The following is a 17,895-nucleotide window of genomic DNA, read 5'->3' as shown; positions in this document are numbered from 1 at the left end:
TCCCTCCAGAGCGGCAGCCGGACTATGATTAGCGTAACAATAAACACGGCCGTTGGGGCAGGTATTATCCGGCACATTCCTATAGGAATGATTTTCGCAAGACATGATATACGGAACAAAACTGTTCAGGGTGGTTTTTAATGTCGGAGATTTCACCTAGTTCCTTTTCATACAGCGAAATAGTCTCCTCCCTTTGAATTAAAGCTTCAAGGCAAGCAAAATAACCCTGCCACCACACATTGGCATCCAACTCAAAGGTCTGGAGCACTTCCAAATGATGCCTGGCAAAAATCCTCTGCTTTGCTTCATCATCCGTTAACTCATCATGGATAATCAAATATCCTCCGGGCTTGAGAAACCGGACCAAAGCCGGTAGCCCCTTCTCAAAACCTACCACATTGAGCATCCCTTCAGCTAAAACGATATCAAAGGACTCCCCGGGCAAACTGACATCAAATAAAGATGCCCGGATGATGTTTATTCTGGCGGCAAGGTTTCGAGCCTGAGCTTTCTCCCTGAGCCATTCCAGGCTTTCTGCATCCGTATCCACAGCCCAAAGGCGGCCGGGATAAGTTTCCAGCAACGTTAAGGCGGGTACCCCTGATCCGCAGCCCATGTCCAGGATTTGGGGGTCCTCCATTGCCGGCAGCTCGGCAAAGGCTTTGAGGGTATACGGAATTAATCTTTTCCGGCAATCATCTCTTATTTGTTTAACCTTAGCCATGGCCTGTTTTTGCCGGCATACCATTTCACAGCACTCATCACCGTCCAGCCTGTTTTTCAGGTGAATATACTCACTGTCCGGGTGAAAAGCTTCATACTTAGCCTGATCAACGCCGCAATAAAGACGCCCTATCTTGGCTGCTCCCTTCTCTTGCCAATATTCGGCCAAAGGGCAGTAGGTAATTTTTATATGTGTCTTATTTTCCTCAGGCACCACCTTTTCAACATCCCATCCTAAGTAAGGAAGGTCACCCAGCTCTACATAATTTTCCGGCAGATGTTCTATTCCCGCTGCCAAAACACGTTCCCTGTGCTGCTCTCCTCGTTCGCTGCCATAGGCTTTTATGGCTCTCCCGACCAGTTCCGTGCCCCGCACCTCACCCAGCTCGCTAAGAACTTCCTTTGCCATATGGTAAAATAACGAAGCCATCATTTTTCCCATTTGCCGCACTTGCAGCGCCGCCTCTTCCCGCTTTATGACATCCTCTTCCGCCAAAATCTCTCCCCCCTCTGTAAACTCTTTACCTGCGAATGTACCCAGCCTCATTCCAAACACTTTTCCTAATCAATCATCAATATCCCTGTGTAGGTTTGAATACTGCCCTCTTCCTGAGTACGCAGCAAAAACAGATAAGATCCTTTATCCTTTGGCAAGCTGATCCGGCTCTTTTCATCTGCCTGTATTAAAGCAAGGTTATCCTGCCCTATTTCTTTTTCAACCTTTTCTCTCGTCAGCTTCAGAAGGCGACAATCCATAAGCGCTCTTTTTCCGGGAAACTTTATGGTAACTGTCTCACCTGCCGAGAAATGTGCCAGTCTGCGGCTATGATCTGAAAGATACAAGGGTTTTATATCCTGAGGGAGGATATAGGAATCCGAGGGACTCATATGCCCGGCCGCCTGCAAAAAAAGAGCATTGCGGTTGCCGTTCCAATCCGTCTGCCCCTCAAGGCAAATCTCCCCATCCTTGTAACCTTTATCCCATTCCAGGGGAGTCAACATCGGGGTAAAGGTAAAAGCAAAGGAATTATAGACCTCCGCCTGCTTGGACTTAAGATAATCCGGCCTATATTCTGAATTGCGGCCGGTATGGATTTCTGTAAGAGATTTCTTTTCTCCATTGTTGAGAACAACCACTAGATTTTCAGGGATATCCCTGCCCGGAACAGGCATTATATACCCTTGGGGATTATCAATCCGCCTGCCCCTCTCGCTAAGATCCCTGTTTTCAATGACCCTATTGCTGGGTGATACACTAATGGTTCTATCCGGGAAAAAAGCCTCCAGTCTTTCCGCAAGAGTCGGGTTACCTCCGTATTGACGTGTTTCAACCCCTGCCAGCCCGAAATAGATGTAATGTCCTCTGAACTGTGTATAATTCAGGGTCCAGCAATAGCTGCCCTGTGTAAGGTGGGTCACCTGGTTTTGATCATCAACAAAATGAAGATCGGGATAGTTTTCTCCATCCATCAACCTTTCGGCCAGCACCAGGGTGCCGCCTTCAAAAGAAACCTGCTCAAAGATCAGGATAGGTTCACGGGTATTTCCATAGAACTCCTCCAATACCTCAAGCATTGATGTTTCCTTATTTAAGGCAGACTGTTCTAAAGAACAACCGGCCAGCAGTGTGAAAAAAATCCCCAGGACTCCTAACAGTTTCCTCATAAGACATCCCCCTCTGCCAATAGATTAAATAATTCATTACCCTCATAACCTTTCCCGGCATAACTTTACAGATAAACATGACCTACGCCCTGTGCGCGGTGGCTATATTATATTAAAATTCCACATCCAGCCTGTATATACCTTCCAATTCACACTCAATTACAGATCTTTTAAAATCAGGGATTTCCTGGAGCACACAGCAAAGCAGTTATCCATTGCCTAAAACAACGGATAACTGCTCTGAAAAAAGACTAAAGACATGCAGAAGAATCCCCAGACCCGCAAGCAAGTTAACAAGGTCCGGGGACATACTCACTGTCCCCGGACCTTTATCCTTTCCTAATGCATCCTGCCCTGATCCTCTTGCATATTGTCGGGCGGTTTGGAGAATACCCCGGGATTGAGTGGCTCTGCCGCAGCTGTGATAGGATAATCAATAAGTCTGCCCCAATGCCTGTGCCCGGACAGCTGGTTTATAAATTCCGCACAATAAGGCTGAAGATTGTCCGCTCCCTGAATCAGTACAACCCCCTGATTAACCCAGGGTGTACCTTCAGAGCCTGTAAAGTTGGAAATCAACCCGGCCGCATCTGTCATCAAAAGCAGCTCAGCCGCCTCGTCCGCGGCACCAACGGTCTTCATATGGCGCAAGGCTTCGTTAATAAACAACCTGACATCAATATTTTGGGAAATGGCGTCGGCATGATTGGCTCCGCCGGGAATAAAAACGGCGTCATAGACCAGGGAGCTGGTGGTTACAAAGGATTTATTCGGCTCCAACATGGTACCATCCTTGCCGGTAATGGGTGCCAGGCTGCTGCTGACAGTCTCGGCAACCGCACCGGCCGCTTTAAGCTCATTGAGCATGGTATTAACCGCCAGCGGGCAGAAGCCGTTTTCCACCAGCACAGCGACTTTTCTGGTTCTGGCCGATTTTATGGTATTTTCCTGGCTGAGTGCCGCTGAAGAGGCTTTCATATCGTTGGCCGGCACCGACGGAGGCCGGTTCACACCGATGCCCACGGCAATCTGTTCTCCCAGCTCGGGGGCGACATGGGCGAACATATCGGCTACAGCCTGTTTAACCTCTTTATTTTTGACACTGCCGGCCTCATAATGAAAGGCATCGACAATATGAGCTTTTTCCGTTGGAGACATACTGTTCCAGAACAGCGTGGCCTGCCGGAAATGATCCCTAAAGCTCTGACTGCGGGCGCGCACCTTATGAGCGTCAACCCGTTCGGCATAATGAACAAAGCCGCCTTCGGCCTCGTCAGCCGGAGAAGGGGAATTTTGCGCCAGCATATTGGGGAAATAACTGACATTGCCCTGATGAATTCTCATCTGATGGCCGCCGTCGCGCTGGTCATTATGTACCGGTACCACCGGGCGGTTAATGGGAATCTGCCGGAAGTTGGGCCCGCCTAAGCGGCTCAGCTGCGTATCTTCGTAAGAAAATAAGCGTCCCTGCAAGAGCGGGTCATTGCTGAAATCAATGCCGGGAACGATGTTGGCTGGGCAGAAAGCCACCTGTTCCGTCTCAGCAAAGAAATTATCCACATTTTTGTTAAGGGTCATCTTGCCGATGATTTTAACCGGAATCAATTCCTCAGGCCAGACTTTGGTTGGATCGAGAATATCAAAGTCAAAACTGAATTCCTGGCTTTCTTCAATGATCTGTACCCCCAGCTCATATTCGGGGTAATTGCCCTGTTCAATGGCGTCCCACAGGTCGCGGCGATGGAAATCCGGGTCCTTGCCCGAGAGTCGTTGCGCTTCGTCACGCAGGAGGGAATGGACGCCCAACAGCGGCTTCCAGTGGAATTTTACAAACCGCGCCTGGCCCTGAGCATTGATCAACCGGAAGGTATTAACCCCAAATCCCTCCATCATGCGGAAGCTCCGGGGAATAGCACGATCCGACATGAGCCACATGACCATATGGGCTGTTTCCGGTGTGTTGACCACGAAATCCCAGAAGGTATCGTGGGCAGAGGTTGCCTGGGGCACTTCATTATGGGGTTCAGGCTTAATGGCATGAACTATGTCAGGGAATTTGATGGCATCCTGAATGAAGAAGACCGGGATATTATTGCCCACAATATCAAGATTCCCGTCTTCGGTGTAAAACTTAGTGGCAAAGCCGCGCACATCGCGCACGGTATCAGCCGATCCCCGTGAGCCGACGACCGTTGAAAACCGCACAAACACCGGGGTTGTCAGATTGGGGTCCTGCAGGAATTTAGCCTTCGTGTACTCGGACATGGATTCGTAGAGCTGGAAAAAGCCATGAGCGCCAAATCCGCGGGCATGGACTACCCGTTCAGGGATACGCTCATGATCGAAATGAGTAATCTTCTGGCGGAAATGGAAGTCCTCCAGCAACGTAGGCCCTCGTTCACCCAGCTTCAGAGAATCATCGGTATTGGAGATCTTGAGCCCGTTGTCGGTGGTTGCTTTCTGCCCCATATCATTCTCCAGATAGGGACTGAGCTGATCCATCTTTTTCCTGCCGGTATCCACGGAGTTATTCGTATCCAATAAAAACCTCTCCTTTCCTGATCAAAGGTACTCATGCCAGTTAGTATCCCAACCCCATGGTCTTTTATTCCGGAATCATGAGTATCATTTCTTTTAAATATGTCCAAAAGAAAAATAAGCAGCCGGTTAAGGCTGCTGTCATTATTATTTAGATCATTGTCCGAAGCAGCCAAGTTCAGCCGCCTCGGACATCCTTTTTGCTTCGGAGATCCCCCCCAAGGAGGATGCTTACTGAACCTTGCCTAGCAATTGAGCCTGTTCAGCCAGCCAGCTTTCTGCTGCATAATCCAGAGGAAGAGTCCTGATCGTTTCCCAATTAACATCCTCAACATTCATCACGCGCAAATCATATTCCTTGGAATACTGACCACAAGCCTGGCAGATAACCATCTCTGTGCCCGGGTACTCCTCTGACTTGAGATAGTTTAATTTCGAAGCCTCCTCAGTCCCGCAGCGAATGCATCCCACGCGCTTAGCCAACCATTCATGTTCGCATATCAAACAATGCAAGAACCGTTTACCATCAGGCGGAGAAAGAACGGATACCCCCGCCGGCTCTCCACAGATTGGACATGTCAGGCTTTGAGCGGATTGGCTATTCGCTGAACTACTTTCCGTTTTAACCATTGTCTCTTGAAACATCTGAGCAACGCCGCATAAGGCGAGCTGCAAACGGCTGTAGAGTTCCGCGTTAGTCACAAGCCGAAAGGCTTTAAATTTCTTCCAGGTTTCCAATAATTCAATATCGCCGACTACAGTATCACTGACATGGTTTAACCTTTGGCATAATTCCAGAATCGCATTCTCAGGTAACCCCTTGACCGGATAGTACGGGGGGACCCGGGCAGGGCTGAGCCTTTCGGTCCAGAACGCACCTCGCTCGGCCTGCCATTGCCTGACTTCTTGCTTAAGGAGGTTATACATCTGCAAGGCGTTGTCCGTCATAGTTTCTCCTGACTGCTTCATTTTAAGGTTGTTATTCATGAAGGACCTCTCCTCACCATCTATTAGAGATTCTGCTGCTCATTTTTCAGTCGTTCATACCATTTAGCATGATGGGCCTGAGCAAACTTTGCCGGCACATAACCATTGAGCATGCCGGACATAGCAACTCTGGAATCCGGGTGTAAGAGACTCAAATATATATGTCCCAGAGCAGCTGCGGTCATAATAAACATGGAAAGATCATGGACCGGATAAGCCCACCGAACCAAACCCGGCGGAAAATGCGGTGCCCACCACATGACAATACCACTAAGAGTAATGAAAATCGTGCCAAAGATCGTGATTAAGGAATTAATTTTTTCTCCCCCATTGTACTTGTCCTGGGGGGGATAGTTTCCATGTCCGCCGAAGAATTCTTTGGGAAAGGCACTGACATGCTGCAAATCTGATTTCGTAAAGTTAAAGGTAAACTTTAACCATCGCCAATGAAACCTGGGGTTTCCGATAAAGAAAAGCAACCCAACCACGACCACAAAGAAAATAGCTGCAATACGATGAATCACCTGAGCAACATGAATTCCCCCGAAAATAGCCATTGCCGGCTGAAAAAACGTACTGTAAACCCCCAGGCCGGTAAAAAGCAAAACAAAGAAAGAAACCGCATGAACCCAATGACTAAGGCGTTCTCCTTTAGTAAACCGCAAAACCTTGTCTCCAACAATTCGTTTCGGCGCTTTATTTCCTGTTTCAACGTTAGGTGCCATTAGGCTTTCCCTCCTCCTTTATAGTTTCCCTTTAAGAGGTTAGCAAAAACCCCAAAAACAACGGCCGCAGCAGCACCGCCTACAGCAACACTGCCAACCGGACGAATCACATCTTTCCACAGAGTCAGAGAAAGCGGAACGGTCGGATTAGCCGGAAGACTATAAACCTCGGGACTGTCGAGCAACAAGTAAAGAAAGGTCATACCACCCATTTCCTTTTCCCCGTAAAGCTGGGCCTTAGGATGCGTCGTTTTCACCTCAGCAAGGCGCATCTTTGCTTGAAGCAACATAGCATCACGTTCTCCGAAACTTAAAGCACCCGGCTGACAGGTTTGAACACAAGCCGGCAATAGGTTATTTTCAACTCTCTCGATACACCCCGTACATTTATAGGATTTTTTCTTGACCGGGTCGACCTTCGGGACCCCAAAAGGACAGTTCTCAACACAATACCCGCAGCCAATGCATTTGTCCTGATTAATTAAAACATACCCCGACTCTGTCTGAGTAATTGCACTGGAAGAACAGGCCTTCATACAGGCAGGGTCGGCGCAGTGAAAGCATTGTGCCTTGCGCATGAACCAATTCATTGTTTGATTTTCGTATTTTTCGATGAAGGTCATATAAGTCCAGGTTGTCGGTGTAAAATCCTTTTGAGTTTGATAACTGGTAACCAACTGAGTTTTCTCCGCCGGAAGCTCGTTCCATTCCTTACAAGCTACAGAGCAAGCTTTACACCCCGTACATTTTGAAGTGTCGACAAAAACCATTTTTCTTGTCATAGCTATGCCCTCCTTATATCGACTAGGCAAACTTTATACTCTGGAGTACCGGCTCCAGGATCCAAGGCTGCAATCGTTAATTCATTGGTACTCGGCCCGGGACTCAATGAGGCAAAGCCCCAGCTCCATGGCATTCCAATGGTTTCGGTGTCCTTTCCGTTGACTTTATAGGACTGCAGACGGTCCGTTACCAAGGCCCGAACCTTGATTTTGCCGCGGGCTGAAGAAACCTCGACCATATCCCCTTCTTTAACCCCGATCTTTTTGCCCAGGTTTTTACTGATCTCAGCAAAGGGTTCCGGCATAATTTCATTAAGCCAGGGAATATTGCGTGTAATTCCTCCGGCGCAGAAATGCTCAACGACTCCATAGGTGGTCAAAACATAGGGGAATTCGTCCGCCTTACCGATCTGACTCGATACGATCACGGCCACCGGACTGATTGAAACCCCGGGATGCAGGATATTCGTTGTCGGGCTTTCAGTCGGTTCATAGAATTCCGGCAAGGGTCCGTCAACACATAACCCCGCAGGACGTATTCCTATGGGCGGGAATCCATCAGCAGGTGGTTCTGCGGGAAGTCCGCTCATATATGTGGCTGCAAACAACCGCCCTACACCCTCAGGATTCATCCGGAAACTCTGCATACCTTCAGGCGTATCCGGTCCCTTCGTCTTATCCACAACGTCCCCACCGTCATTTCCTGCCCATACATTGGCTGCCGCATCCCACCAAATAAGTTTGCGTTTAGGATCAACCGGCTGACCCAATTCGTCACACGAAGCCCGGTTATAGAGAATACGAACATTTCCCGGCCAGGCAAAACTCCATTCTTTAAACAGTCCCAAGCCTGAGGGGTCATCATTCTTGCGGCGAGCCGCAAGATTTCCATTACCGGTTACGCCGGCATAGATCCAACACCCTGTCGAAGCCGTACCGATAGGTGCTTTAAGATAATCCCCTATAGTCGGCAGGAGCTTACCCGTCGTTTCGTCATATCCGCTCAGCTCCTGAAGTACTTTCAAAGCGCTGGTATGCTCGCCATAGTCCCAACGGGCCTTTAAGATCGGAGCATCCTTGAGATCTGTGCTCCCTTCATATAATTTGCGAATTTTCTTGAAGAGGCGGTCCAGCATATCAAGATCTGGCAGGGATTCTCCGAGAGGCTTAATCGCAGCTTCTTTCCACTGAATCCAACGGGAAGAATTGGACATACTGCCTGCTTTCTCATAGACGAACGCTGCGGGGAGCATAATGACTTCAGTCTTAATGTCGGCCGGGTTGACCCCTGGCTCGCGCCAGAACTGGGCAGTTTCAATTTCAAAAAGGTCGGATACAACCAGCATATCGAGTTTTGTCAAAGCTGAACGAACCAGCTTTCGGTCCGGAATAGAAACCAACGAATTAGAGCCAACGTTAAAGAGAAGCTTAAACTCTCCTTTATTCATCATCTCAAAGAGTTTAACGATCGTGGCATTGATTGAGGGATTGTTCTTTGGCAAGTAGTTAAATCCATAGTCATTTTCTTTAGTAGCGTTTTCACCAAACCAGGCTTTAAGTTGGGCAACCAGATGTCTTTCATTGAACGACCCATTGCGCACAAGGTAATCACGCAAGGTCTTATCCGTATTAATGGGGTTCGGTAAATACCCCGGCAAGTTACTGACCAAGTTGGCCATATCTGTCGAACCCTGAACATTCGGTTCTCCGCGCAGAGCATTAATGCCGCCGCCTGCTTTTCCGATGTTGCCCAGCAATAACTGAATGATGGCATAAGCGCGAATCCCTTGCACGCCTGTGGTATGTTGAGTCATTCCCAGGGCATAAAGAATACTTGCCGGTTTTCCTTTACAAAAGACGTCCGCAATTTCCTGAATTTTTGCTGCCGGAATCCCCGAGATTTTTTCAGCGGTTTCGAAGGTATATCTGGAATAGTGGACTTTGAGCTTTGAGAATACACTGTCGGGATCATCTATACTATCGGTTTTAAGGGGCTTATTATCGGGTCCAAGTTGATAGCCCCAACTCGTTGTAGAATACTTCCTCGTTTTAGCATCATAACCGGAAAAGAGACCATCCTCCAATTTATAATCTTGATTAACCTTCAAAAGTGCATTAGTATAATTTAAAACATATTTCTCATCATATAATTTCTTCTCAATGATATAATTTATAATTGCGCCGAGATAGGCAATATCGGTTCCCGGACGGATTTGGGCGAAGATATCAGCTTTGGCGGCAGTCCGCGTAAAGCGTGGGTCCACAACGATTATTTTGGCACCGTTTTCTTTTGCCCTATTTATCCATTTCATGGCAATCGGATGGTTTTCTGCACAGTTGCTTCCTGCTATTAAAAAGACCTCAGCATTTTTTAAATCAGACCAGGAATTGGTCATGGCACCCCGGCCAAATGAAGGTGACAAACTTGCCACCGTAGGAGCGTGTCATATACGGGCCTGATGCTCGTTATAAGGAGTCCCGATCAATTCGCAGAACTTTTTAATCAGGTACGATTCTTCATTGTCAACTTCTGCGGAACCCAAAAAGGCAATACCCTCAGCACGGTTGACCGCCAGGCTTTCTGTCAGTCCGGTTTTAGCATTGACAACCTCATCGGCAGCTTTCCAACTGGCATCCCTGACTTCTTTCGTTTTTTTGGCAACAATGTCTAAAGCCTCTTCCCAACTGATGTCCTCCCAATGATCTGCTCCAGGTGCCCGGCGTCTTGGTTTTGTTACACGATCAGGCGAATTGGCAACGCTAAGTAAACTTGCCGCTTTCGGGCACAGAGTTCCTTCATTCGTCGGATGATCGGGATCCCCTTCAAGATGAATCAGCTTACCATCTTTCACATATAAGAGCATCCCGCATCCACCTGAGCAAAAATGACAAATACTAGGAATTTTTTGGCATCCTTCAACTTTTAGAGCATAACCTTTGGCCTGAGCGGCAGCCGGGTCAAATCCCAAGCCGGCAGCTAACGCAGCGATGGAAAGCCCTGATAGTTTTAAGAAACTCCGACGCGAAACAACCATCTCTTTTTCCTCCCCTTTTAAATGTTCATAAACCAACTTAGTTGAATTTTCTGATAATTACTCCATTCCAAGCTTATCTCTGTTTTCCTCTTTAGTCATCATTATGTTAATAAAGTAAATAAAAAAACTATTCTGTAAATTAAAATTTTTTTAAGAAAACAAGCCCCTCACATTCACTCAAAATCCTTAATACTTAGATTAAGCACCGGATGGAACAATTTTACTGGTCTCCCTACAGTTCCATATTTTAATTCAGATGTCACGACTCTGCCCTGTTCCAGAAACTCCAGATATCTGCGCACGGTAACTCTGGTCAAATTTACTCCCTCGGCAACTATTTCAGCCGAAACCGGTTCGTTTGTTTCACATAAAAAGGATAATATTTGCTTGAGTGTAAGCTCATTTAGTCCTTTAGGCAAGACTTGTTGACTGAAGTTGAAATTATTATTCTTCTGAACTTCAGTCATACTTTCTTCTGCCTCTTCGATTTTCTGAGACGAGGAAGTTTCTTTTTCTATGGGCAAGTCTCTGTGCATGGAAACCTTACTCATTTCATCAGCAATATCACCCAGACGTTCAACCATTTGGTTAAAGGCAAGCGCCAAATCTCCAATCTCCTTAGGACCAGTGACATCAACTTTCCCAGTGGCATGTCCGGTAGCCACATTACGCGTTCCCAGGGTAATGTCCCGGAGAGGATTAATAATAACTTTTTGGATGAAGAACCAAGTTAATAAAGCAACGATTAACGTCGCTCCTAAGCCAATCACAGCTAATAGAATCAACGAATTAACTATGAAAGCCTGAGTATAGCTTCTTGAAATTCCCACATAAAAGATACCGATAATATCCCCGTTGCTATCACGAATAGGCTCATAAGCCGTCTGATAATGTTCTCCGACAACGTTTGCTTCACCAAGGTAAACCTGCCCATTTTTTAAAACCGTTTGTGCTACCGCATCCGAGACCTTGGTTCCGATAGCTCTTTCACCATGTATATTCCGCACAGTCGTGGCAACTCTGGTATCCCCAAGAAAAAGAGTAACCGTATCTCCTGTCAGTTCCGCTAAATAATCTACAAGTTCTGTTTGATGAGAAATTTGAGCTTCCCCTTTGTAAAGCAGTCCACCTTTTACATGCCAGGGACCAGGATTTTTTAAACGAATAATTTCCATGCAGGTTGCCAGGTCGGTTTCAGCTTTGACGATGGCCGCATCGACCGCCCGAAGTTTCAAATGCCAGCCTAATACGAAGATTAACGTCGTTGCCAGGACAACCAGTGAACCAATCATCAGCATAAGAATTTGATGTTTTATTGAACTCAAAAAGGTCACACCTCCTCAGAGAGGGATCATATTCAATAAATTGACTATATTCAATCAATTCGTGATTCTTATTAAAAAACCTTTCTCTTTGTTAAACTATTTTATTTATACCTTTCATAACGGGAAGGAATTTCAGAGCTTTACGTGGAATTTGTTAACTAACAAGTGCCATAGAGGAGGCTGCTGAAACATGTCCTTATTTCGGGTGCTCTATGAGATTCTAAGTCAAAACGGTTGGGAATTTGATTTTGACAACAAAAATGGAATCATCAAACTTGAGATTCGCGGCATAAATACAGATTTTCACGCTTTCCTTTTTGTTGATGAAGAGCAGGAATCTCTGCTTTGCAACACCCATATTAAGCAAACGATCCCCGCCTCTAAACGCCTTGAAGTCTGCGATTTTATGAGCCGGGTTAATTACGAACTAGCCAATGGCAACTTAGAAATGGATATGGAAAATGGTGAGATACGATATCGCACATTCCTGGATCTCTCTGACGCACAGCCTTCTCAAGATCAAATACTGAATATTGTTTGGAACGGGGTACTGGGATTTGATACCTATTACCCGGGCTTAATGAAGCTCGTCTATGGAGATTACAGTGCGGAAGAGGCGGTAGCCTTTTGCATTGAGGATATTTAAAAAGAACCGCTGCAAAATGAATTTGCCTAGCAATTTGCTCAGGTATTTTTTAGGATAAGGTATTAGGATAAGATATTAAAAAGACCCGAAAGGCGTAAAAAACGTCCTCTCGGGCTGATTTTTTTGTACATAGTATTTTCCGAAAGCTGTTTTGCAACAGCCCTGCTTTTTTATCCAAATGTATTCATATCAGGTTAAAACCCTGCCTACCCCGCCATCGGTATGATATATAACAATATCATAATATAATGCACGATACTTCCGACTCCAATAAACAGATGAAATATTTCATGAAAACCAAACCGTTTCGGAAAGAAATCAAAGATCTTTGTGGCATATATGATGGCACCTATGGTATATGTAACTCCGCCTACGGCCATAAGAATGATCGCACCAATCGGCAAATTCTTAACCAGCTGGAAGAAGGGAACTAACGCGATCCAGCCTAAGGAAACATAAAAAGCTGAAGAAACATATCTTGGGGCACCGATAAACCAAATTTTCAAGAGCATTCCAATGATCGCCAAAGCCCAAACAACACAGAGCATCGCCCAACGCCACGCTCCTTCTAATCCGTAGTAAAAAACCGGTGTATAGGAGCCGGCAATTAACAAATAAATGGCTATATGGTCCACCTTTTTCAGGAGAAGTTCTTTTTGAGGGGTGGTTCGAACCCAATGATAAAGGGAGCTCGCCCCGTAAAGCAAAATCATACTTACTCCATAAATCGTCATGGTAATAAGTTTGGAGATGTTATGCTTACTTAAGATAATCAGAAACACAAGTCCTACAATTGCCGCCATAAACAGGACAAAATGTGTCCAAGTGTTCACCGGTTCCTTCATTTTCAAGCTCATCCGGAATTCTCCCCCACTAAAGTAATTCTGTATAACTTAATTCTAATCGTAAAATTCTCTAAAATCAATAATAATTGTTTTTCGGACATTGGTCAATAATAAAAAGGAAACCTCTTTATATTGTAGCAATAATTACCTGAGTAAGAAAAGCCTTAAAACATATAATAAGGATGTTCCAGTACACAAACATAATTTAAAGGAGGGTACCTATCATGGCAGGAGAAAGAAGTACTAACACACCAGCAACTCAAGGTGCAGCACAATCATTGGATCAGTTCAAGTATGAAGTAGCAAATGAAATGGGCCTTCAATTAGGCGGCGACCGCACAAGCCGCGAGAATGGATCAGTAGGCGGTCAAATGACCAAACGTATGATTCAGTTTGCTGAGGAACATCTTAAGGGTGGAACCAAAATCTAACTAAATAGGGTTAGGTGATTAAGAGGGATATCGCGAGATATCCCTCTTATTATATTCAACGATAGAACGAAAAGCAAAATTAAAAGGAGCATTTCGCTCCTATTTAATCGTCCCATCTATTTCTTCAAGATGCTTTTTCTTAGATGCCAAATGAGCTTTAACATCTTTAATTTGATGAGCACTTAATTCCTCGGCATTCTCTAATAAAAATTCTTCATTTTTATGAATGTTGCGAAGGGTTAATTCAATTTTCTTGAGATCTTCATTCTTGCATTTATTGCCATCGTTTCTTGGCATTGTTCATCACCTCATGGAATAGTCTATCCAAAGATGACGTATTCATCCGATTCTTTGAATTCTTCGCTTGAATAAACTTCTCCTTAAACAGCTATTCGTCTTAGACATCAAACCCTTGAAAAAAATAAAGACCTGTATCTTCGATAAATAACTATCGAAGATACAGGCCGCTCATGATTAAACTACTGAAAACGAACGATTAGTCTTTAACACTATAGCCGGCATTAACGACTGCTTTAACAAGATCCGCACGCTCAGCATCTCCGGTTACAATAGCTTCCTTGTTTGCCAGATCAACATTCACGCTTTCAACACCGCTTACCCCTTGCAGAGCTTTTTCTGCTCGCATTTTACAATGGTTGCAAGTCATACCTTCAATCTTCAGGATGGTTTGGCTCATTTTTTCACCTCCTAACACAGAAGCATCCAATAACTTCTTAAAAAATCAAATCTCTTTCTCTTGCATGGCAACTTTAATTTACCATATAAGCTTGTATACTTATCCCTCCCCAGATTCTGCAAATCAGTATCTAATTGGAAGGAAACTACACTCTAGAACCGATTTTGTTTTCTTAACATTCAGCCAGTCAAGACCACACTCTAGTCCGCCAGCCTCGTGTCATACCTTCTTAACAAGAGAGAACTTGTCACCACGGACACGGACGAAAACGCCATCGCCAGCCCTGCCCATTCCGGGGGCAACAGTTGTCCGGTTACCGGATAGAGAACACCCGCTGCAATTGGAATACCAATCGCATTATAAATCAAAGCCCAAAAAAGATTCTGTTTTATTTTACGCAAAGTTCTTCGGCCTAAACGAATGGCCCGTTCAACATCAAGGAGGTCGTTGCGAACCAGGACAACGTCCCCGGTTTCTTTGGCCACATCCGTCCCTGATCCGATGGCAATTCCTATATCTGCTTGAGCCAAGGCCGGCGCATCATTAATGCCATCCCCTACCATGGCGACTTTAAAACCCTGGTCCTGATATTTCTTAATAATACTAATCTTATCTTGGGGCAATATTTCCGCGATCACATCATCTATTCCAACCTGCTCGCCAACAACATTGGCGACTTTTTTATTGTCCCCGGTAATCATGAACGTCTTTAAGCCCAGGCGATGAAGCCTTGCTACGGCCTCTTTGGTACTTTCCTTCACGACATCGGCTAAGGCGATAAGTCCGATGACCTGGCCGCCTAAGGCAATAAAGCTCGTCGTTCTGCCCGATTCGGCAAGACGCAGAAAATCCTGTTCCGAGTCTTTAACATCTACCTTGTACTTGTGCATTAATTTAAGGTTGCCAATGAGCAGGGGCTGCCCTTCATAGACACAGGCAACACCATATCCCGCCTCTTCATGATACTCTCCAACTTCGTGCACTGGAATTTCTTCCTTCTTAGCTTCTGCGACCACAGCCTGAGCCAATGGATGAATCGAGGGATTTTCACCGGCGGCCGCAATTTTAAGAACCTCGTCTCTTGTGTAATCTGAATAGGGCAAGATATCCGTTACTTCGGGTGTTCCCTTAGTCAGCGTTCCCGTTTTATCAAATCCAACGGCTTGCAAATGGGCAATCCCTTCGAGTACTGCAGCAGACTTAAATAATATACCCCGGTTTAATCCTACGCCGCTGCCAACCATAATCGCTGTAGGAGTAGCCAAACCCAGTGCACAAGGGCAAGCGATCACTAAAACCGCAATTGCCGCCGTAAAGGCAAAGACAAACGTACTATCTAACGCAACATACCAGATCAGATAGGTCAGCACTGAAATGGCAACCACCGCCGGCACAAAATAATTTGAGATCTTATCCGCCAAACGCTGAATCGGTGGCTTTACGCCCTGAGCATCTTCTACCATTTTAATAATTCCGGAAAGAACGGTATCCTTACCTGTTTTAGTGGTTTTAACTTTGATGCTGCCCGAACGATTAATGGTAGCCCCGATTACAGGGTCCCCTACCCCTTTGTCAACGGGAATGGATTCCCCAGTCAGCATCGCTTCATCAATGCTCGCAGTTCCTTCAATAATCTCGCCATCGACAGGTATTCGTTCCCCGGACTTAACAATCGTAATATCCCCGATTTTCAGCTCGGAGGCCGCCACTTCCTTAACTTCACCATCGACCAATAAATGGGCTTTGTCGGCCTGCAATTCCAACAGCCGTTTCAGGGCCTGACCCGCTCGTCCTTTGGCTTTAGCCTCCAGATATTTTCCAAAGCGTACAAAGGTTATCAATAAAGCCGATGTATCAAAGAAGTTGGGTCCTTCAAAAAATAGTGAGGGAATAAACATATGAAGGGTTGTCATCAAACTGTAACCATAAGCGGCTGTAATCCCAATGGCCACTAAGACATCCATATTAGCGGAGCGGTTTTTTAAGGCATGGTAAGCACCGCGATAAAATGTCCAGCCAGCCGTAAACTGAACGATAGTTGCTAAAATAAGCATTGTATACATTAAGGAAGCAGACATGGGCAGAAACATAAGCGGCATGATAGGCAACGAGAGAATTCCGCTGAAAATGAGCCAATTGCGCTGTTTGACCGCAGCCCGGTCATCCTGATTATCCTCTTCATTCTCAATGGGAGTATATCCGGCATCCCGAACCTGTTCGAAAATTTCCCTCATAGTCACAACACCGGGGTCAAACTCCACTGTCACAGTTTCGCTCGCTAAATTAACAGCCACGCTCCGGACTCCCTGAGTACCCTTAAGTTTCTTTTCAATGGCTAAGGCACAATTTGCACAGGTCATACCGCCCACTCTAAATTGCTGCTTTCCTTCATCTGCGCTCTGAGCAGCATAGCCCAGATCCTTGATCTTCGCCAGGAGATCATCATCGTTTACAACATCAGGGTCTGTTTCCACTGTAAGTTTTTCGGAAGCAAAATTGACAGCGGCCGATTTTACACCAGGCATGGCCTTAAGACCTTTTTCAATGGTCAAAGCACAATTAGCGCAAGTCATCCCACTAATTTTAAAGAGCTGCTTTTTTTCCGCAGCGGCAGTCACACCCATTGTTTCAGTTGCTTTCTCCGGGTTATCGGGCTTTGCCAAGTTCTCCTGGTCATCCTGAGGCATCTGATTCTTTTCATCAGGATTATCCCGGTTCTCTTGATCCAGCTTCGGCTCATCTTGTCCATCTGCCGGAGGCACCAAGGAATAACCCGCCTCCACTATTTCTTTCTCAACATCTGCCAGATTGACCTGAGCGGGATCCCAAGTAAAGGCAACCTTCGAATCCTCTAACGATACCTGAACTTCCTGCACACTGGGATACTTTTCAAGAATCTTAGTGACATGGTTGACACAATGCTGGCACATCATCCCATAAACATGAATTTCTTTAGGTTCTTGTTTCGCGTGTTCCGTCATTTTTCATCCCCCAAACTATGATCCGTATTTTAGCGAATCATGCGAAAGATTGTCTTCAAAACCTCATCTACAACCTGATCCTCGCCCCCTTGGAGCCGCTCCTTAACACATGATTTCATATGTTTTTCCAGCAGCAGCCGGGCAGCCCCATCCAAAGCAGATTGAGCGGAAGAGATCTGATTCAGGATATCGTCACAATAAACATGTCGTTCGATCATACCTTTAATACCACGTACTTGCCCTTCAATACGATTCATGCGAGTTGTAAGTTCTTTAATCGTTTTCTCGTCATGATGACTTTTCCGTTCCCCTTGACCCATGGATTCATTGCCACAAACTGAGCAGGTATGTGCCTGCTTTTCATCAGAATTCATAGAACCACCTCTAAGCAATATAGTATACCCCCCTATACAATATGTCAATCCTTTATGTTCCTCAGAAAAACGCATCCTAAAAAATACTTCCTAAAACTGCCCTAAAGAATCCCACAGACCTCAAAGCCAGGCAGCTTCTCC

At 45.8% G+C, this 17,895-nt stretch carries 15 protein-coding genes; 2 read left to right on the top strand and 13 right to left on the bottom strand.

The genetic code is table 11. The annotated features are described in order from the left end of the window. Positions 1–79: 79 nt before the first annotated feature. The 8 genes from DESYODRAFT_RS26545 to DESYODRAFT_RS07140 form a co-directional block, all read right to left on the bottom strand. On the bottom strand, positions 80–1,219 hold the full coding sequence (locus DESYODRAFT_RS26545) for an L-2-amino-thiazoline-4-carboxylic acid hydrolase (RefSeq protein WP_169315911.1): 1,140 nt from the start codon (positions 1,217–1,219) through the stop codon (positions 80–82). 65 nt (positions 1,220–1,284) lie between these two features. Further along, the gene (locus DESYODRAFT_RS07175; RefSeq protein ID WP_007781271.1) at positions 1,285–2,388 is read right to left on the bottom strand and encodes a hypothetical protein; all 1,104 of its coding nucleotides are present in this window, start codon (positions 2,386–2,388) and stop codon (positions 1,285–1,287) included. 339 nt (positions 2,389–2,727) lie between these two features. Next, on the bottom strand, positions 2,728–4,929 hold the full coding sequence (locus tag DESYODRAFT_RS07170) for a catalase (RefSeq protein WP_007781269.1): 2,202 nt from the start codon (positions 4,927–4,929) through the stop codon (positions 2,728–2,730). Positions 4,930–5,157: 228 nt separating this feature from the next. Continuing rightward, positions 5,158–5,913 (bottom strand): formate dehydrogenase accessory protein FdhE domain-containing protein, encoded by a 756-nt coding sequence (locus DESYODRAFT_RS07165; protein WP_007781266.1) that lies wholly within the window; start codon positions 5,911–5,913, stop codon positions 5,158–5,160. A 23-nt stretch (positions 5,914–5,936) separates the two neighbouring features. Next, on the bottom strand, positions 5,937–6,638 hold the full coding sequence (locus tag DESYODRAFT_RS07160) for a formate dehydrogenase subunit gamma (protein ID WP_007781264.1): 702 nt from the start codon (positions 6,636–6,638) through the stop codon (positions 5,937–5,939). Next, positions 6,638–7,420 (bottom strand): 4Fe-4S dicluster domain-containing protein, encoded by a 783-nt coding sequence (locus DESYODRAFT_RS07155; RefSeq protein ID WP_007781262.1) that lies wholly within the window; start codon positions 7,418–7,420, stop codon positions 6,638–6,640. Before DESYODRAFT_RS07155 ends, DESYODRAFT_RS07160 begins: the two co-directional genes overlap by 1 nt. A 2-nt stretch (positions 7,421–7,422) precedes the next feature. Next, positions 7,423–10,455 carry a formate dehydrogenase-N subunit alpha gene (gene fdnG / locus DESYODRAFT_RS07150; RefSeq protein ID WP_007781258.1) on the bottom strand — a complete coding sequence of 1,011 codons (3,033 nt, stop codon included), beginning with the start codon at positions 10,453–10,455 and terminating at the stop codon, positions 7,423–7,425. A 173-nt stretch (positions 10,456–10,628) separates the two neighbouring features. Beyond that, on the bottom strand, positions 10,629–11,780 hold the full coding sequence (locus tag DESYODRAFT_RS07140; RefSeq protein ID WP_007781255.1) for a cache domain-containing protein: 1,152 nt from the start codon (positions 11,778–11,780) through the stop codon (positions 10,629–10,631). Between the two features lie 190 nt (positions 11,781–11,970). Between DESYODRAFT_RS07140 and DESYODRAFT_RS07135 the strand changes: the two genes are divergently transcribed. After that, positions 11,971–12,426, top strand: a complete 456-nt coding sequence (locus DESYODRAFT_RS07135) for a YbjN domain-containing protein (RefSeq protein ID WP_007781252.1) — start codon at positions 11,971–11,973, stop codon at positions 12,424–12,426. Positions 12,427–12,632: 206 nt separating this feature from the next. Here the strand turns inward: DESYODRAFT_RS07135 and trhA are convergent, their stop codons facing one another. After that, on the bottom strand, positions 12,633–13,283 hold the full coding sequence (trhA, locus tag DESYODRAFT_RS07130; RefSeq protein WP_007781249.1) for a PAQR family membrane homeostasis protein TrhA: 651 nt from the start codon (positions 13,281–13,283) through the stop codon (positions 12,633–12,635). A gap of 212 nt (positions 13,284–13,495) precedes the next feature. On the opposite strand from trhA, the gene DESYODRAFT_RS07125 reads away from it, so the two are divergent. Next, entirely contained in the window at positions 13,496–13,702 is a 207-nt protein-coding gene (locus DESYODRAFT_RS07125; RefSeq protein WP_007781248.1) for an alpha/beta-type small acid-soluble spore protein, read from the top strand. A gap of 99 nt (positions 13,703–13,801) precedes the next feature. On the opposite strand, the gene DESYODRAFT_RS07120 is transcribed toward DESYODRAFT_RS07125, so the two are convergent. The 4 genes from DESYODRAFT_RS07120 to DESYODRAFT_RS07105 form a co-directional block, all read right to left on the bottom strand. Continuing rightward, positions 13,802–13,999 carry a hypothetical protein gene (locus tag DESYODRAFT_RS07120; RefSeq protein ID WP_007781246.1) on the bottom strand — a complete coding sequence of 66 codons (198 nt, stop codon included), beginning with the start codon at positions 13,997–13,999 and terminating at the stop codon, positions 13,802–13,804. A 199-nt stretch (positions 14,000–14,198) separates the two neighbouring features. Further along, positions 14,199–14,399: a CopZ family metallochaperone gene (locus DESYODRAFT_RS07115; RefSeq protein ID WP_007781245.1), complete on the bottom strand. Its 201-nt coding sequence runs from the start codon at positions 14,397–14,399 to the stop codon at positions 14,199–14,201. A gap of 200 nt (positions 14,400–14,599) precedes the next feature. After that, the gene (locus tag DESYODRAFT_RS07110) at positions 14,600–17,380 is read right to left on the bottom strand and encodes a heavy metal translocating P-type ATPase (protein ID WP_007781243.1); all 2,781 of its coding nucleotides are present in this window, start codon (positions 17,378–17,380) and stop codon (positions 14,600–14,602) included. Between the two features lie 29 nt (positions 17,381–17,409). After that, positions 17,410–17,754, bottom strand: coding sequence for a metal-sensitive transcriptional regulator (locus tag DESYODRAFT_RS07105; protein ID WP_042338310.1), 345 nt, complete (start codon positions 17,752–17,754; stop codon positions 17,410–17,412). Positions 17,755–17,895: the final 141 nt, after the last annotated feature.

It is taken from the genome of Desulfosporosinus youngiae DSM 17734 (assembly GCF_000244895.1).
GTDB classification, from domain to species: Bacteria; Bacillota; Desulfitobacteriia; order Desulfitobacteriales; family Desulfitobacteriaceae; genus Desulfosporosinus; species Desulfosporosinus youngiae.
This window is presented reverse-complemented; position numbering and strand designations above follow the sequence as displayed.

What these genes read in the sequence shown, in the direction of transcription:
- DESYODRAFT_RS07125 (WP_007781248.1), top strand. Translation starts at nt 13,496, where the DNA reads ATGGCAGGAGAAAGAAGTACTAACACACCAGCAACTCAAGGTGCAGCA.
- DESYODRAFT_RS07115 (WP_007781245.1), bottom strand. Translation starts at nt 14,399, where the DNA reads ATGAGCCAAACCATCCTGAAGATTGAAGGTATGACTTGCAACCATTGT.
- trhA (WP_007781249.1), bottom strand. Translation starts at nt 13,283, where the DNA reads ATGAGCTTGAAAATGAAGGAACCGGTGAACACTTGGACACATTTTGTC.
- DESYODRAFT_RS07110 (WP_007781243.1), bottom strand. Translation starts at nt 17,380, where the DNA reads ATGACGGAACACGCGAAACAAGAACCTAAAGAAATTCATGTTTATGGG.
- DESYODRAFT_RS07155 (WP_007781262.1), bottom strand. Translation starts at nt 7,420, where the DNA reads ATGACAAGAAAAATGGTTTTTGTCGACACTTCAAAATGTACGGGGTGT.
- DESYODRAFT_RS07135 (WP_007781252.1), top strand. Translation starts at nt 11,971, where the DNA reads ATGTCCTTATTTCGGGTGCTCTATGAGATTCTAAGTCAAAACGGTTGG.
- DESYODRAFT_RS07160 (WP_007781264.1), bottom strand. Translation starts at nt 6,638, where the DNA reads ATGGCACCTAACGTTGAAACAGGAAATAAAGCGCCGAAACGAATTGTT.
- DESYODRAFT_RS07105 (WP_042338310.1), bottom strand. Translation starts at nt 17,754, where the DNA reads ATGAATTCTGATGAAAAGCAGGCACATACCTGCTCAGTTTGTGGCAAT.
- DESYODRAFT_RS07120 (WP_007781246.1), bottom strand. Translation starts at nt 13,999, where the DNA reads ATGCCAAGAAACGATGGCAATAAATGCAAGAATGAAGATCTCAAGAAA.
- DESYODRAFT_RS07165 (WP_007781266.1), bottom strand. Translation starts at nt 5,913, where the DNA reads ATGAATAACAACCTTAAAATGAAGCAGTCAGGAGAAACTATGACGGAC.
- DESYODRAFT_RS07175 (WP_007781271.1), bottom strand. Translation starts at nt 2,388, where the DNA reads ATGAGGAAACTGTTAGGAGTCCTGGGGATTTTTTTCACACTGCTGGCC.